The organism is Streptomyces sp. NPDC005408 (assembly GCF_040606445.1).
Taxonomy (GTDB): domain Bacteria; phylum Actinomycetota; class Actinomycetes; order Streptomycetales; family Streptomycetaceae; genus Streptomyces.
On sequence record NZ_JBEXEX010000048.1, the window covers coordinates 1 to 15,204 of the forward strand.

General features: G+C 70.8%; 15 protein-coding genes and 1 riboswitch. Of the genes, 2 read left to right on the forward strand and 13 right to left on the reverse strand.

Features of this window, described 5'->3' with window-relative positions:
• Positions 1 to 157: 157 nt before the first annotated feature.
• From ABZS64_RS31085 to ribD, 10 genes are all read right to left on the reverse strand, one after another.
• Positions 158 to 1,240: a hemolysin family protein gene (locus ABZS64_RS31085; protein ID WP_355836955.1), complete on the reverse strand. Its 1,083-nt coding sequence runs from the start codon at positions 1,238 to 1,240 to the stop codon at positions 158 to 160.
• A complete protein-coding gene (locus ABZS64_RS31090; protein WP_355836957.1) occupies positions 1,237 to 2,577 on the reverse strand; it encodes a hemolysin family protein in 1,341 nt (446 codons plus the stop codon). The genes ABZS64_RS31085 and ABZS64_RS31090 overlap by 4 nt, the downstream gene beginning before the upstream one ends.
• A gap of 257 nt (positions 2,578 to 2,834) precedes the next feature.
• Positions 2,835 to 3,305 (reverse strand): PH domain-containing protein, encoded by a 471-nt coding sequence (locus tag ABZS64_RS31095; RefSeq protein WP_355836959.1) that lies wholly within the window; start codon positions 3,303 to 3,305, stop codon positions 2,835 to 2,837.
• Positions 3,306 to 3,308: 3 nt separating this feature from the next.
• Entirely contained in the window at positions 3,309 to 4,157 is an 849-nt protein-coding gene (gene hisG, locus ABZS64_RS31100; protein WP_355836961.1) for an ATP phosphoribosyltransferase, read from the reverse strand.
• A gap of 44 nt (positions 4,158 to 4,201) precedes the next feature.
• On the reverse strand, positions 4,202 to 4,474 hold the full coding sequence (locus ABZS64_RS31105; protein ID WP_173311201.1) for a phosphoribosyl-ATP diphosphatase: 273 nt from the start codon (positions 4,472 to 4,474) through the stop codon (positions 4,202 to 4,204).
• Positions 4,475 to 4,508: 34 nt separating this feature from the next.
• On the reverse strand, positions 4,509 to 4,994 hold the full coding sequence (gene ribH / locus ABZS64_RS31110) for a 6,7-dimethyl-8-ribityllumazine synthase (RefSeq protein ID WP_355836964.1): 486 nt from the start codon (positions 4,992 to 4,994) through the stop codon (positions 4,509 to 4,511).
• A 41-nt stretch (positions 4,995 to 5,035) separates the two neighbouring features.
• A complete protein-coding gene (locus tag ABZS64_RS31115) occupies positions 5,036 to 6,325 on the reverse strand; it encodes a bifunctional 3,4-dihydroxy-2-butanone-4-phosphate synthase/GTP cyclohydrolase II (protein WP_355836966.1) in 1,290 nt (429 codons plus the stop codon).
• On the reverse strand, positions 6,322 to 6,975 hold the full coding sequence (locus ABZS64_RS31120; RefSeq protein WP_355836968.1) for a nicotinamide mononucleotide transporter family protein: 654 nt from the start codon (positions 6,973 to 6,975) through the stop codon (positions 6,322 to 6,324). Before ABZS64_RS31120 ends, ABZS64_RS31115 begins: the two co-directional genes overlap by 4 nt.
• On the reverse strand, positions 6,972 to 7,580 hold the full coding sequence (locus ABZS64_RS31125; RefSeq protein WP_355836970.1) for a riboflavin synthase: 609 nt from the start codon (positions 7,578 to 7,580) through the stop codon (positions 6,972 to 6,974). Before ABZS64_RS31125 ends, ABZS64_RS31120 begins: the two co-directional genes overlap by 4 nt.
• A gap of 2 nt (positions 7,581 to 7,582) precedes the next feature.
• The gene (ribD, locus tag ABZS64_RS31130; protein ID WP_355836972.1) at positions 7,583 to 8,656 is read right to left on the reverse strand and encodes a bifunctional diaminohydroxyphosphoribosylaminopyrimidine deaminase/5-amino-6-(5-phosphoribosylamino)uracil reductase RibD; all 1,074 of its coding nucleotides are present in this window, start codon (positions 8,654 to 8,656) and stop codon (positions 7,583 to 7,585) included.
• Positions 8,657 to 8,810: 154 nt separating this feature from the next.
• A riboswitch (FMN riboswitch) is annotated at positions 8,811 to 8,941 on the reverse strand.
• A gap of 237 nt (positions 8,942 to 9,178) precedes the next feature.
• On the opposite strand from ribD, the gene ABZS64_RS31135 reads away from it, so the two are divergent.
• A complete protein-coding gene (locus ABZS64_RS31135) occupies positions 9,179 to 9,940 on the forward strand; it encodes an SDR family oxidoreductase (RefSeq protein ID WP_355836974.1) in 762 nt (253 codons plus the stop codon).
• Between the two features lie 26 nt (positions 9,941 to 9,966).
• Here the strand turns inward: ABZS64_RS31135 and ABZS64_RS31140 are convergent, their stop codons facing one another.
• Entirely contained in the window at positions 9,967 to 11,136 is a 1,170-nt protein-coding gene (locus tag ABZS64_RS31140; RefSeq protein WP_355836976.1) for an ROK family transcriptional regulator, read from the reverse strand.
• An 89-nt stretch (positions 11,137 to 11,225) separates the two neighbouring features.
• Here ABZS64_RS31140 and ABZS64_RS31145 point away from each other — a divergent pair, with 89 nt between their 5' ends.
• On the forward strand, positions 11,226 to 12,437 hold the full coding sequence (locus ABZS64_RS31145; protein WP_355836978.1) for an MFS transporter: 1,212 nt from the start codon (positions 11,226 to 11,228) through the stop codon (positions 12,435 to 12,437).
• A gap of 38 nt (positions 12,438 to 12,475) precedes the next feature.
• On the opposite strand, the gene ABZS64_RS31150 is transcribed toward ABZS64_RS31145, so the two are convergent.
• Both ABZS64_RS31150 and ABZS64_RS31155 read right to left on the reverse strand, forming a co-directional pair.
• Entirely contained in the window at positions 12,476 to 13,759 is a 1,284-nt protein-coding gene (locus ABZS64_RS31150) for an alginate lyase family protein (RefSeq protein WP_355836980.1), read from the reverse strand.
• Between the two features lie 138 nt (positions 13,760 to 13,897).
• Complete coding sequence (locus tag ABZS64_RS31155) at positions 13,898 to 15,184, reverse strand: alginate lyase family protein (protein WP_355836982.1); 1,287 nt, start codon at positions 15,182 to 15,184, stop codon at positions 13,898 to 13,900.
• Positions 15,185 to 15,204: the final 20 nt, after the last annotated feature.

A 15,204-nucleotide genomic window follows, 5' to 3' on the forward strand; every position in this document is an offset into this window, starting at 1 on the left:
TTCTCCAGCTGCAGCATCACGGCCGCCACCGTGTCCGCGTACGCCGCGGTGATACGGAAGCTGGAGGCGGCATCCCTGCCGCACCTGGACGCCCCGCCGCGGTCCGGTGGACCGCGGCCCGCAGGATCCCCCGCTGGGCTGACAACGCCCCGGGAACTCAGCCCACCAGGGCGGTGTCCAGGGACGGCTGGGGTGTCCGGGGCACGGTGACCCGGTGGGACGGATCGCGGACCTCGCCCACCAGCATCTCGAGGACGTCCTCCAGAGCGACCAGGCCCAGGACCCGGCCGGAGGCGTCGGCGACCTGGGCGAGGTGGGTCGCCGCGCGGCGCATCACGGTGAGGGCGTCGTCCAGGGGGAGCTCGGCCCGCAGGGTCGCCATGGGGCGCCAGATGTGCTGGGGCACGGCCCGTTCGCCGTCCTCCAGGTCGAGTACGTCCTTGACGTGGAGGTAGCCCATGTACGGGCCGGAGCCCTCGGCGCACACCGGGAAACGGGAGTAGCCGGTGCGTACCGTCAGCTCCTCGATCTGCCGGGGGGTCACCGACGGCGGGACCGTCACCAGGGTCGAGCGGGGAATCAGCACATCCGTCACCGGGCGGCTGCCCAGCTCCAGCGCGTCCTCGAGACGCTCCTGCTCGGCGGGTGCGAGCAGCCCCGCCTGGCCCGAGTCCTCGACGAGACGGTTGAGCTGCTCGCTGGTGAAGACCGCCTCCACCTCGTCCTTGGGCTCCACGCGGAAGGCCCGCAGCACCAGCCGGGCACAGGCGCCGAGGCCGACCGTGACGGGCCGGCACAGCCGGGCGAAGCCGACCAGGCCGGGGCCGAGCCAGATCGCGGTCTTCTCGGGGGCGGCCATCGCGAGGTTCTTCGGGACCATCTCGCCGATGACGAGGTGGAGGAAGACGACCACGGCCAGGGCGATGACATAGCCCAGCGGATCGACCAGCCCGTCGGGCAGATGTGCCGCGTGGAAGACAGGCTCCAGCAGATGGGCCACGGTCGGCTCGGCCACCGCACCGAGGGTGAGCGAGCAGATGGTGATGCCGAACTGGGCGGCCGCCATCATCTGCGGCAGGTTCTCAAGGCCGTGCAGCACCTGCCGGGCCCGGGACGAGCCCTCGGCGGCACGCGGCTCGATCTGGCTGCGGCGTACGGAGACGAGGGCGAACTCGGCTCCGACGAAGAACCCGTTCGCCAGCACCAGCAGCAGTGCGAACAGCAGTTGGAGGACGCTCATCGCGCGGCCTCCGTCAGGGCCGGTACGTCGACGGAGCGCACCAGGCGTACCCGCTCGGCGCGATAGCGGTCCACCTGGCGCACGGAGAGCCGCCAGCCGGGCAGTTCAGCCCGGTCACCGGGGGCGGGGATGCGCCCCAGCAGATCGGCGACGAGGCCGGCCACGGTCTCGTACGGGCCGTCCGGCACATCGAGGCCTATCCGGCGCAGGGTGAGGACGCGGCAACTGCCGTCGGCCTCCCAGGCGGGCTGGCCGTCCTCCGGCGCGACCGGGGCGAGTTCGGGCCGGGCGTCGGCCTCGGCGTCGTGCTCGTCGCGTACCTCGCCGACGAGCTCCTCGATGATGTCCTCCAGGGTGACGACTCCGGCGGTGCCGCCGTACTCGTCGACCACCACGGCTATGGGCTGTTCGCTGCGCAGCCGCTCCAGGAGCTGCTGCACGGGCAGCGTCTCGGGCACGAGCAGCGGCGGAACGGCCACCCGGTCCACCCGTGTACGCAGCCGCTCGCCGACGGGCACCGAGAGGGCGTCCTTGAGATGCACCATCCCGACGATCTCGTCGATGCGCTCCCGGTAGACGGGAAAGCGCGAAAGGCCGGTCGCCCGGGTGAGGTTGAGGACGTCCGCCGCGGTGGCGTCGGACTGGAGGGCGCTCATCTTCACCCGCGGGGTCATCACGTGCTGCGCGGTGAGATGCCCGAGGGACAGGGTCCGTACGAACAGATCGGCGGTGTCCTGCTCCAGCGCTCCGGCCTGCGCCGAGTGGCGCGCCAGCGAGACCAGCTCGCCGGGGGTGCGGGCGGACGCCAGCTCCTCGGCCGGTTCGACGCCGAGCAGCCGTACAAGGCGGTTGGCGACGGTGTTGAGCAGTGTGATCACGGGCCGGAAGGCGGTCGAGAAGAGATGCTGCGGTCCGGCGACGAACCGCGCGACCTGCAACGGCCTGGAGACCGCCCAGTTCTTGGGAACGAGCTCACCGATCACCATCTGGACGGCGGAGGCGAGCAGCATCCCGATCACCACCGCGATACCGGAGACGGCCCCTTCGGGCAGCCCGGTCGCGGTCAGCGGCCCGTGAAGGAGCTGGGCCGTCGCGGGTTCGGCGAGCATGCCGACGACCAGCGAGGTGATGGTGATGCCGAGCTGGGTGCCGGAGAGCTGGAACGACAGCTCCCGCAGCGCCTTCACGACGCGGCGGGCACGGCGGTCGCCCTCGGCGGCCGCGCGCTCGGCGTCGGGCCGCTCCACGGTGACGAGGCCGAACTCGGCCGCCACGAAGAAGCCATTGGCGAGGATCAGGAGGAATGCTGCGGCGAGCAGCAACAGGGGGATGATCATGCCGCCGCCTCCTGGGAGGGGGCGGCGCAGGTACTACCGGACGATCCGTCCATTGCTGGAGGGAGTCACTCCTCGGGTCGCAGGTGTCCCGCGGGCCGCTGCCGGCCGCGTGGTGCGGGACGGGGCGCACTCGGCGCCACCGTCACCAGAGTAGACAAGCAAGGGGCACAGGCGGCAGGGGCATCGCCGCTCAGTCCGCCGTGGTCCTTGTCTCAGTCCCCGTCGGTCCAGTCCCCGTCGGTTCAGTCCCCGTCGGTTCAGTTCTCGTCCGGGCGGGTGCCGCGGCTCTCCGCGAGAGCCCGCAGCGCGCGGGCGTCACGGATGGCGTGCTCCTTGGCGATGCCCGGCTGGATGCCGAGCACCGGCAGGCTGGTGCCGTCGCTGAGGTCGAGGAAGACCCAGGGATCGCCGGGCCGCAGATTCACCCGCAGGATCTCCGCCCACTCGAGCCGGCGCGTACGGGTGAGGTTGACGACGGTGACACCGTCCTCGTCGGCGACGACCTTGGGCCTGCTCAGCAGGGCCAGTACGCCGAAGAAGAGCAGCGCGGTGAGGATGAAGCTGCTCCGCTCCCCCGCGCTGAGCTTTTCGAGCAGCAGCGCGACCGCGGTGATGACGGCGAACATCGCCGCGCCCACGGTCAGCAGGACGACCCGGGTGCGGGTCGGCCTGAACGTGACCGGAAGCGCGGGGACTTGGGGCGCGTCGGTGGACATGGTCTCCGGCATCTCTCAGAGCCTGCAGGCGTGGATGGCGGTGGTGAGGATCGCCCGCGCGCCGAGCTCGTACAGGTCGTCCATGATCCGCTGCGCCTCCTTGGCGGGGACCATGGCGCGGACCGCGACCCAGCCCTCGTTGTGCAGCGGGGAGATGGTCGGGGACTCGAGGCCCGGGGTGAGCGCGACGGCCTGCTCCAGGTGCTCGGCGCGGCAGTCGTAGTCCATCATCACGTAGCTGCGGGCGACCAGGACGCCCTGGAGGCGGCGCAGGAACTGGTGCACCTTGGGGTCGTCCGTCTCGGCGCCGGTGCGGCGGATGACGACGGCCTCGGACTTCATGATCGGCTCGCCGATCACTTCGAGACCGGCGTTGCGCAGGCTGGTGCCGGTTTCGACGACGTCCGCGATGATCTGCGCGACGCCGAGCTGGATCGCCGTCTCGACGGCGCCGTCGAGGTGGACGACGGAGGCGTCGATGCCCTCGTCGGCCAGGTGCTTGGCGACGATGCCCTCGTAGGAGGTGGCGATCGTCATTCCGCCGAAGTCGCCGACTCCCTTGGCCGTGCCGGGCTTGGTGGCGTAGCGGAAGGTGGAGCGGGCGAAGCCGAGCTGGAGGATCTCCTCGGCGTTGGCCCCCGAGTCCAGCAGCAGATCGCGGCCGGTGATGCCGATGTCGAGCTTGCCGGAGCTGACGTAGATCGCGATGTCGCGGGGGCGCAGATAGAAGAACTCGACGTCGTTCTCGGGGTCGACGAGAACGAGCTCCTTGGACTCCTTGCGCTGCTGGTAGCCGGCCTCATGGAGCATCGCCGACGCAGGTCCGGACAGTGAACCCTTGTTGGGGACGGCGATGCGCAGCATGAGTCGGGCTTCCTTTGTTCGTACGTACGTAATGGGGGCGGTGCTCAGAGGTGGGCGTAGACGTCGTCAAGCGAGATCCCGCGGGCGACCATCATCACCTGGACGTGATACAGCAGCTGGGAGATCTCCTCGGCAGCGGCTTCCTTGCCCTCGTACTCGGCGGCCATCCACACTTCGGCGGCCTCCTCGACGACCTTCTTGCCGATGGCATGCACGCCCTTGTCCACCAGCTCGGCGGTGCGGGAGGTGGTGGGGTCGCCGTTGGCGGCCTTGAGCTGGAGCTCGGCGAAGAGCTCTTCGAAGGTTTTGTTGGCCATGATGGTGCCCACCCTACGCGGAAGGGCCTTCTCCTCAGCGCCAGGGTTCAGATACTGAACGCAGGATGGTCGCGGTGGCGAGTGCGGCGGTGACCGCCTCGTGGCCCTTGTCCTCGTTCGATCCCTCAAGACCGGCCCGGTCGAGCGCCTGCTCCTCGGTGTCGCAGGTCAGCACGCCGAAGCCGACAGGGACGCCCGTGTCGATGGAGACCTGGGTGAGGCCCTGGGTGACGCCCTGGCACACGTACTCGAAGTGCGGGGTGCCGCCGCGGATGACGACGCCGAGCGCGACGATCGCGTCGTAACCGCGGCCCGCGAGCACCTTCGCGACCACCGGAAGCTCGAAGCTGCCGGGGACACGCAGCAGCGTCGGCTCGTCGATGCCCAGTTCGTGCAGTGCGCGCAGGGCGCCGTTCACGAGGCCGTCCATGACCTTCTCGTGCCACTGGGCCGCGATCACCGCCACCCGCAGGTCCCCGCAGTTGCGGACGGACAGTTCGGGTGCACCCTTGCCACTCATGTTTCTCCCTTGAGACTTTCCGACGTGCTGGTCGTGCTGACTTACTGGTTGCCGCAGGCGGACGCGGTGGAGCCGTCGAGCCAGGGCAGGTCGTGTCCCATCCGGTCCCGCTTGGTGCGCAGATACCGGAGATTGTGCTCGCCCGCCTGGACGGGCATCGGCTCGCGGCCGTGGACCGTGAGGCCGTGCTGGACGAGCGCGGTGATCTTGTCGGGGTTGTTGGTCATCAGCCGCAGGCTGCGTACGCCCAGGTCGTCAAGGATCTGCGCGCCCGCCGCGTAGTCGCGGGCGTCGGCGGGCAGGCCGAGTTCAAGATTGGCGTCGAGGGTGTCCCGGCCGCGCTCCTGGAGTTCGTAGGCACGCAGCTTGGACAGCAGGCCGATGCCACGGCCCTCGTGGCCGCGCAGATAGACGACGACGCCCCGGCCGGTCTCGGTGATGTGCTCCATGGAGGCCTGGAGCTGGGGGCCGCAGTCGCAGCGCAGCGAGTGGAAGATGTCGCCGGTCAGGCACTCGGAGTGGACCCGGACCAGGACGTCCTCGCCGTCGCCGATCTCGCCATGGACGAGTGCGACGTGTTCGATGCCGTCGACGGTGGAGCGGTAGCCGTAGGCGGTGAACTGCCCGAAGGACGTGGGCAGATTGACCTCGGCCTCGCGCTTGACGGTCGGCTCGGAGGAGCGGCGGTAGGCGATCAGGTCCTCGATGGAGATGATCGTCAGGCCGTGCTTGCGGGCGAACGGGATCAGCTCGGGCAGCCGCAGCATCACCCCGTCCTCGCCCGCGATCTCCACGATCGCGCCGGCCGGGCGCAGGCCCGCGAGCCGGGCGAGATCGACGGCGGCCTCGGTGTGGCCGTTGCGCACGAGCACGCCGCCGGGCTTGGCACGCAGCGGGAAGACATGTCCGGGGCGTACGAAGTCGGATGCCTCGGCCTTGCCGCCGGCCAGCAGCCGGAGGGTGGTGGTGCGGTCGGCCGCGGAGATTCCGGTGGTGACGCCGAAGGCCGGGCCCGCGTCGACGGAGACGGTGAAGGCCGTCCGCATCGACTCGGTGTTGTGCTCGACCATCTGCGGCAGGTCGAGCCGCTCCAGTTCCTCGCCCTCCATGGGGGCGCAGATCAGGCCGCGGCACTCGCTCATCATGAAGGCGACGATTTCGGGTGTGGCCTTCTCGGCCGCGATGACGAGGTCGCCCTCGTTCTCGCGGTCTTCGTCGTCGACGACCACGACGGGCCGTCCCGCCGCTATGTCGCGGATGGCCTGCTCGACCGGGTCGAGGGCGAAGTCCTCGACGTTGTCGGCGGAGTACCAGGTGGGCTGAGCAGTCATGCTGCCGCTCCTTCCAGGGAGGGCTTGGCGCTCGTACGGGAGCGCAGCCACCAGTCGCGCATGCCCCACAGGACGAGCGCGCCGTAGATCACGTAGACGAATCCGGAGAAGGCAAAGCCGTTGGCGAAGTTGAGCGGCACGCCGACGAGGTCGACGAGCAGCCACGCGAACCAGAACTCGACCATGCCGCGGGCCTGGGCGTACATGGCGACCAGGGTGCCGACGAAGATGTACGCGTCGGGCCACGGGTCCCAGGACAGCGACGGGTACAGGGTGAAGAGACCGGCGACGGCCAGGGTGCCGACCGCCGCGGCGGCGGCGAGTACTCCGCGCTCGCGCCAGGTGGCGAAGCGGACGGCGATCGAGCCGTCCTGGGCCTGCTGCCGGCCTCGGGTCCACTGCCACCAGCCCCAGGCCGCGACGACCATGACCACGACCTGCTTGCCCGCGCTGCCGGTCAGATGCGCGGAGGCGAACGCCACGAGCAGGATGAGGCCGGAGGCGAACTGCGCGGGCCAGGTCCATATCGAGCGCCGCCAGCCGAGCGCGAGGGCGATCAGGCCAACGATGTTGCCGATCATGTCGGACCACTTGATGTGCTGGCCGAAGGCCGTGAAGGCCTCGCTGCCCAGCCAGTCGACGGCGCTCACTTCGCGCTCTCCTTGGCGTCCGCGCCGAGCAGCCGCTCGACGTACTTGGCGATGACGTCGACCTCGAGGTTGACCGGGTCGCCGGGCTGCTTGATGCCGAGCGTGGTCAGCGCGAGGGTCGTGGGGATGAGGCTGATGGTGAAGTAGTCGGGTCCTGCGTCGACGACCGTGAGGCTGACGCCGTCGACGGTGATCGAGCCCTTCTCGACGACATAGCGGGTGAGGTCGGCGGGGAGGGAGATCTTCACGATCTCCCAGTTCTCGGAGGGCTTCCGCTCGACGATGGTGCCGGTGCCGTCGACATGGCCCTGCACGATGTGCCCGCCGAGCCTGCCACCGACGGCCATGGGCCGCTCCAGATTGACCCTGGAGCCTTCCTGGAGCGCGCCGAGGCTGGAGCGATTGAGCGTCTCGGCCATCACATCGGCGGTGAACTCGCCGTCGCCGAAGTCGACGACGGTGAGGCAGACGCCGTTGACGGCGATGGAGTCGCCGTGCTTGGCGCCTTCGGTGACGACGGGGCCGCGCAGTCGGAAGCGGGAGGAGTCGCCGAGGTTCTCGACGGCGGTGACCTCACCCATTTCTTCAACGATTCCGGTGAACACGCTCAGCGCTCCTTTGGAGTGGCAGTGATGCGAAGGTCTGGGCCGATACGGACGGCCTCGGTCACGTCGAGGCGCAACGCCTCGGTGATCGTGGTGATTCCGGCGTCGGCGAGGGCGGCGGGGCCCGCGCCGAGAAGTACGGGGGCGAGATAGCCGACGACCTTGTCGATCACGCCGGCGGCGACGAAGGCTCCGGCGAGAGTCGGACCGCCTTCGAGGAGTACGGAGCGGATGCCACGCTGGTGGAGGGCTTCCAACAGGGCCGTCACGGACAGGCCTTGGGCCGCGCGGGGCAGCCGTACGACATCGGGCAGTTCCGTCTCGGCGTCCTCGGCCACCGCGATCAGCGTGGGCGCGGCGTCGTCGAGGACACGGGCGCCGGGCCGGACGGCGGTGGCATCGGTGTCGACGACCACCCGCAGCGGCTGGACGGCGCCTTCGATGCCGCGCACCGCGAGATGCGGGTCGTCGGCGCGGGCGGTCCCCGACCCGACGACCACCGCGTCGGCCTCGGCGCGCAGCCGGTGCACGTCGGCACGCGACTCGGGCGAGGTGATCCAGCGGCTGCTTCGGTCCTGCGCCGCGATACGGCCGTCGAGTGTGGCCGCGTACTTCCACAGGACGTAGGGGCGGCCGAGGCGTACGGAGGTGAGCCAGGCGATGTTGCCTTCTTCGGCCTCGTCGGCGAGCAGGCCCGACTCGGCCTTGATCCCGGCTGCCCGCAGGGTGTCGCCGCCGCCGGTGGCCTGCGGGTTGGGGTCGCCGACCGCGTACACGACCCGGCTGATCCCGGCCTCGATCAGCGCCTGGGCGCAGGGGCCGGTGCGGCCGGTGTGGTTGCAGGGTTCGAGGGTGACGTAGGCGGTGCCGCCGCGGGCGCGCTCGCCCGCTTCGCGCAGGGCGTGGACCTCGGCGTGCGGGCCGCCGGCGCGCTGGTGGTAGCCCGCGCCCACAGGCTGTCCGGAGGCGTCGAGGATGACGCACCCGACGACCGGGTTGGGGCTGGTGGAGCCGAGTCCGCGGGCGGCGAGCCTGATCGCTCGGCGCATCGCGTCCACGTCGGCTGCGGTGGCCACCGGGTCCTCCTGCCTCTTCGGGCACGGACTCCGGGGCCTGTCGATGACGACAGAGAGCGGAACAACGATTCACGGCAGTCGCCTGGGCCGAGCACACCGACCGCCGCGGAACGGCGATCAGCCACTACGGTCGGCGTACCGGAAAGGTCGCCCGCCGCGCACTGCCTCCCATCCGGACTTTCACCGTCGGTCCAGGAATTTCACCTGGTCAACCGGCCGCTGGATGCGGACGGGTCGCGGACTGTAACCGCCGGTTCGGAATTACACCGACCCCGGAGTGCGCTGCTGCTGATACAGGGCCAGTGTGCCATGCCACGCCTGGGCTGTACGAGTGACCAACTGTGGACTGGCTCACAAAGGCCTGTGCAGTCGGCTGGTTCGGGCCTATTGATTTCTCTGGTCTAGTCCTTTTAATCTCTCGACACCTCCGCGGACGCTGGGGTGTCGACCGCCCGGCGGCGGAGAACCGGCCCTTGCCGCCGTCGGGCTTCGGCTTCCGTGCGCGTCTGGCACGCTGAGCCCATGAAGTCGATCCTGGTGACGGGCGGCACGGGAACGCTGGGCAGCCTGGTGTGCGACCGGCTGCGCGAGCACGGACACGAAGTCCGTGTACTCAGCCGCCATGCAAAGCCGTACGCAGTCGATCTGCGCGACGGTACGGGACTGGACGCGGCGATCGACGGCGTGGACGCGATCGTCCACTGCGCGACCGCCCCGCGCGGCGGTGACGACAAGGCGGCCGCCCACCTGCTCGCAGCCGCGCGCAGGGCCGCCGTGCCCCATCTCGTGTACATCTCGATCGTCGGCGTGGACCGCGTGCCGCTCGGCTATTACCGCGTCAAGCACAAGGTCGAGCGGATGATCGAGGAGGCCGGGGCCAAGAGTCCCCGGGACTCGGGGCTCGGCTGGACGGTGCTGCGGACGACCCAGTTCCACGATCTGGTGTTCCGGCTGGTGGCGGGCGCGGCCCGGCTGCCGGTGCTGCCGCTGCCCTCGGGGGTGAGCACGCAGCCCATCGACACGGCTGAAGTCGCCTACCGGCTGGCCGAGTTGGCCGTCGGCGCGCCCGCGGGGCGGGTCGAGGACATGGGCGGCCCGGAGGTCCGCCCGCTCGCGGATCTGGCGCGCGCCTACCTCAGCGCGACGGGGAAGCGCCGCCCGATCGTGCCGGTGCGGCTGGCCGGGAAGGCGTACGCGGGCTTCCGCGCCGGTGCGCATCTGACGCCCGAACGGGCCGTCGGGAAGGTCACGTTCGAGCAGTTCCTGACTCGGCGACTGGGCTGAGGGAACGGCTCGCGTTCGGACAGGGTTCAGCCCCGTGGGGTGAAGAGCTCGTCCTGTGCCGCCTCGCGCGCCGTGATCAGCGCGCCTCTCAGGACCGCGGTTCCGCCCAGCTCTCCGGCGCGTACCTCCGTACGCAGCGGGGACAGTTCCGCCAGCCGTGACTCGACCCTGGCCGCCAGCTCCGCGCCGCCCGCGTGGCCGACCTCGCCGCCGAGGACCACACAGCCCGGGTCGAGTAGGGCGGCGACGGCGGCCACGCCGAGGGACAGCCGGTGGGCGAGGTCCTCGAGGAAACCGCCCCGCCCGGCCGCCACGGCCGCCTGAACCAGCGCCGCCGCCGGGGGCTCTCCGCGCCGCTCCGCCTCGACGCCGTGCCCGGCGGCGAGCTCGCAGATCGCGGCGGACCCGGCCAGCGAGTGGAAGCCGCCTCCGCAGTCGACCGCGGAGGGTATGCCCGCCGTGCCAGGCACCGGCAGGAAGCCGATCTCGCCCGCTCCGCCGGACGCACCCCGGCGAAGCCGGCCGTCCAGGAAGAGGGCAGCCCCGACACCGTGTCCGAGCCACAGGAAGACAAAGGTGTCGCGGTCGCGGGCCGCGCCGAGGCGCTGTTCCGCGACGGCCGCGAGGTTGGTCTCGTTCTCGACGATGACCCGGGCGGGCAGCCGTTCCTGGAGGGCGGCGACCAGGCGGCGGTGCCAGGCGGGCAGGCCGGAGGTGTCGCGCAGTTCGCCGGTGACCGGGTCGATCAGGCCGGGGGCGCCGATGCCGACGCTGTGGAGCCGGGCCGCGCCCGCCTCCCGGGCGGTGCGCTCCAGCAGCGCGGCCGCCTGCTCGACCGCGGGCTCGGTGCCGGTGTCGCTGCCGATCGGGAGCGATGCCTCGGCGAGCGTGACCCCGAGCAGATCGGCCACGACGACGCTCACGCTCTGGGTACGTACGTCGAGAGCGGCCAGGTGCGCGCGGTCGGCGACGATTCCGTACACCCTGGCATTGGGGCCGCGGCGATCCGCGCCCGCCTCACCGACGACCTGGATCAGGCCGGAGCCCTGCAGGCGTTCCACCAGGTCGGCGACGGTGGGCCTGGAGAGTCCGGTCTTGGCCTTCAGCTGGCCTGCCGTCAACGGGCCTTCCTGCTGCAGCAGTTGCAGTGCGTGCCGGTCGTTGATGGCCCGGGCGGTGCTCGGTGATGCGGGCATGCCGGAATCCTTCCAGATCCCTGCCGCCACTATTTATCAGGCAGGGTTCCTGATAGTTTACGCACCACGTCAATGGGGAGGGGCAGGGCATGGCGAACGAAGTGGTCTTCGGTCGGCAGCAGTTGAGGCGGGCGCGATATGCCGTCGCCGCCGTCTTCTGTGTGCACGGCGCGGTCACCGGCAGTTTCGCCACCCGGATCCCCTGGATCCAGGACCATGCCTCGGTCAGTGCCGGGCAGCTCGGTCTCGCGCTCGCCTTCCCCGCGCTCGGCGCCTCCGTGGCGATGCCGCTGGCAGGAGCGGTCAGCCACCGCTTCGGCGCGCGCAACGCCCTGCGCGGACTGATCGCCCTGTGGACCCTCTCGCTGACCCTGCCGTCCTTCGCCCCGAACCTGCTCGCGCTCTGCGGGGCACTCTTCGTGTTCGGGGCGTCGGCGGGGATGTCGGACGTGGCGATGAACGCCCTCGGCGTCGAGATCGAGAACCGGCTCGACCGGTCGATCATGTCCGGACTGCACGGCATGTGGAGCGCGGGCGCCCTGATCGGCTCGGCGGGCGGCACGCTCGCTGCACATCTGGGCAGCGACGCCCGGCTGCACCACGCCCTCGCCGCCGTGACGCTCACCGCGCTCGGGCTCGTGGCCTGTCAGGGCGTACTGGATCTGCGCAGCGCGCCCGACGAGGCGCCGCCGCCCCGGTTCGCGCTGCCGCCCAAGTCGGCGCTGGTCATCGGGGCTGTCGGGTTCTGCGCGGTGTTCGCGGAGGGCGCGAGTCTTGACTGGTCGGCGGTGTACCTGCGGGATGTGATGGACACGTCGGCCGGTCTCGCGGCCGCGTCCACCACCGCGTTCGCGCTGACCATGGCGGTGGCGCGGCTGGCGGGCGACCGGATCGTGGACCGCTTCGGTCCTGTGCGGACGGTGCGGGCGGGCGGTGTGCTGGCGACGGCGGGCGGTCTCCTTGTGGTCGTGGCGCCGCATCCGGCCGTGGCGATGACCGGCTTCGCGTTCATCGGGTTCGGGGTCGCCGTCGTCGTACCGCTGACCTTCGCGGCGGCGGGTCGCAGCGGACCGAACCCCAGCCAAGCCATCGCCGGCGTCGCCACGATCACGTACACCTCGGGGCTGATCGCACCGTCGGCGATCGGTGCGGTGGCGGACGCGACGAGCCTGGTGGTCTCGTTCGGCCTGGTGACGGCACTCGCCTTCGGCCTGATCCTGGGTGCGGGGGTGTTGCGGTCCTCCGGCCGGGAGAGCGCGAAGTCCGGCGTCGCGGACCCGGTGACCGAGCGGCGGTCCTGAAAGGCCGGGCGGAGCCCCGCAGGTCAGGAGTGCGCCGCTCAGCCCGCGATCAGGTCGAGCTGTTCCGCCGAAGGCCGCAGCGCCCAGAGGTCGCCGCCCGGCGGGGCCTCCAGGTGCGGGACCGCCGCCATGGCCTTGCGGTCACCGGCGTCGGCAGCGGCGTGCACGACATCGCTCGCCGCGTACCGGTGGAACTCGAGCTCGGCGTGCGGCCAGGCAGCCGTCCGGGTCGCGGCGGGCAGCAGATAGTCGACGGCCTTGAACAGGCTTGCCCCGCCCGGTCCTTCGTACGCCCAGAGGTCGACGTCGACCTGCTTGCCGATGTCGGCGAGCCGGGTGAGGGCGACAAGGTTGAACGTCGCGTAGTGCCAGCTGCGGGTGCGGGCGACCTCGCCGGGCTGGCGGCCGTCCGCCGCGATCTGCGCGCCGATCCGCTTGGTACGCGCGTCGCGCACGATCGTGCGGGCGAGGGCCTTGTCGCCGGTGGCGAGCGCCAGAGCGGCGACCTGCATGTCGTAGAAGGTGCCGTGGTTGTTCACGGCCCTGGCCTCCTGCTTGCCGAACGGGCTGTTCACCAGCCAGTCCAGGAAGCCCTGGTACCAGCCGTGCATTCCGGCCCGGTCCTGCTGGGTCCAGCCGGGCGCGCCCGTGTCCAGGATGGCGGTGGCGTCGAGGATGCCGGTGAAGGCATGAGAGAAGTCGATGATGCCGAGGGCCTGGCCCTCGTACGTGCACGGGACGAACTGAGCGTGGTTCAGATTCGGGTTCATCCGGGTCGCAGGGTCGGTGAACCAGGTGCGCAGGATCTTCGCGGCGTGCTCGGCGTACTTCGCCTTGCCGGTGTAGTACCAGGCGAGGCTGAGGGTGTACGCGGAGTCGAGGACCTTCGCGCGGTCGGGGTAGTCGGTGCCGGTGACCTCGGAGTTGCGAACGCCGTCGCGATGGACGTACGGGCAACCCCACGGGTTCTCGGGGGTCTTGGGCTGCGACGGCCACCAGTAGTACCCCTGGCTCAGATAGTCGTGCGGATCGCCGCCGGGGGCGGGCCCGGGCTTGTCGACGACGGTCCAGGGGCCCTGGCCCAGCCAGCCGTCGGCGCGCACGACGAGCGCATCGAGCGCCGTGCGCAGAGCGGGATCGCCACTGTCCAGGCGGATCCTGGCCTGCTGGAGCCGGTCCCCGTCGAGGACAACCGTCTCGGGGGCCGTGGGAATCCGGTGCCGCTCGGCGGCGGTGGACGCGGACGGAACGAGCACAGCGGCCAGCGTCGCCGTGACGACGAGCAGCGCACCGGCCCGCCACCTGCGGAGCCTTCCGATCATGAAACTCAACGTAACACCCCATCAGATATCCGAATGGGATTCACCGATGGGCCTGCCCGGAGGTTTCCCCCATCGCAGGAGAGGCTCAGGAAGTGAGCCCGTCCCGCGATGGAGGACACCAACCCGGAGGGGCTGACATCAGCCCGCTATCGAGTCCAGTTGTTCCGCCGACGGCCGCAGCGCCCACAGGTCGCCCCCCGGCGGCGTCTCCAGCCGCGGCACCGCCGCCCTGGCCTTCGCGTCGCCCCCGTCCGCCGCCGCGTGGACTATGTCGCTCGCCGCGTACCGGTAGAACTCCAGCTCGGGGTGCGGCCAGGCAGCCGCCGCCGTCGCCGCCGGCAGCAGATAGTCGACCGCCTTGAACAGGCTCTGCCCCTGCGGTCCCCGGTACGCCCAGAGGTCCACGCCCACCTGCCTGCCGATGTCGGCGAGCCGGGTGTACGCGACAAGGTCGAAGGTCGAGTAGTGCCAGCTGCGGGTCCGCGCCAGCTCCTGCGGCTGGCTGCCGTCCGCGGCTATCTGCGGATCGATCCGCTTGCCGCGTGCGTCGAGGACGACCTTGCGGGCGAGGTCCTTGTCGCCGGTGGCGAGCGCCAGGGCGGCCACCTGCATGTCATGGAACGTGCCGTGGTTGTTCTTGGCCGCCGACTCGTCCTTGCCGAAGGGCGAGTTCACCAGCCAGTCCAGGAAGGACGCGTTCCAGGCCCGCATGGAGGTCCGGTCGCTCTTGGTCCAGCCCGGCGCACCGCTGTCGAGGATCGCGATGGCGTCCAGGACGCTGGTGTACTGCTGCGAGAAGTCGATTATGCCGATCGCCCTGCCGTCGTACTTGCAGGGTATGAACTGCCCGTGGTTCAGGTTGGGGTTCATCCGCGTCGCCGGGTCCAGGAACCAGGTCCGCAGGATCGTCGACGCATGCTCGGCGTACTGCTTCTTGCCCGTGTAGTACCAGGCCAGGCTCAGCGTGGTGACCGAGTTCACGACCTTGCCGATGTCGGGGCGGTCGGTTCCGGTGTCGACCTCGGGATTGCGCTCGCCGTCGCGCTGGACGTACGGGCAACCCCAGGGATTCTCGGGCGTCTTGGGCTGCGAGGGCCACCAGTAGGGCGCCTGGCTCAGATAGTCGTGGACATCGCCGCCCGGTGCGGGCTTGGGCTTGTCCACGACCGTCCAGGGCCCCTGTCCGAGCCAGCCGTCGGCACGTACGACAAGGGCCTTGGCCGCCTTGCGCAGGGCCGGATCGCCGTGGTCGAGCCGCGACTTGGCCACCGTGAGCCGCTTGCCGTCGATGACCACCGTCTTCGGCACGCGATGCGAGCCGGACGTGGCCGCGGCCTGGGACGACGCGATCGGTACGAGCACGGTGACACAGGCGGCGACGGCGGTGAGCACAACTCCCAGGCGCCGTCGGGGTCTTCCGGTCATCGAACGCTCCCATCAGATAT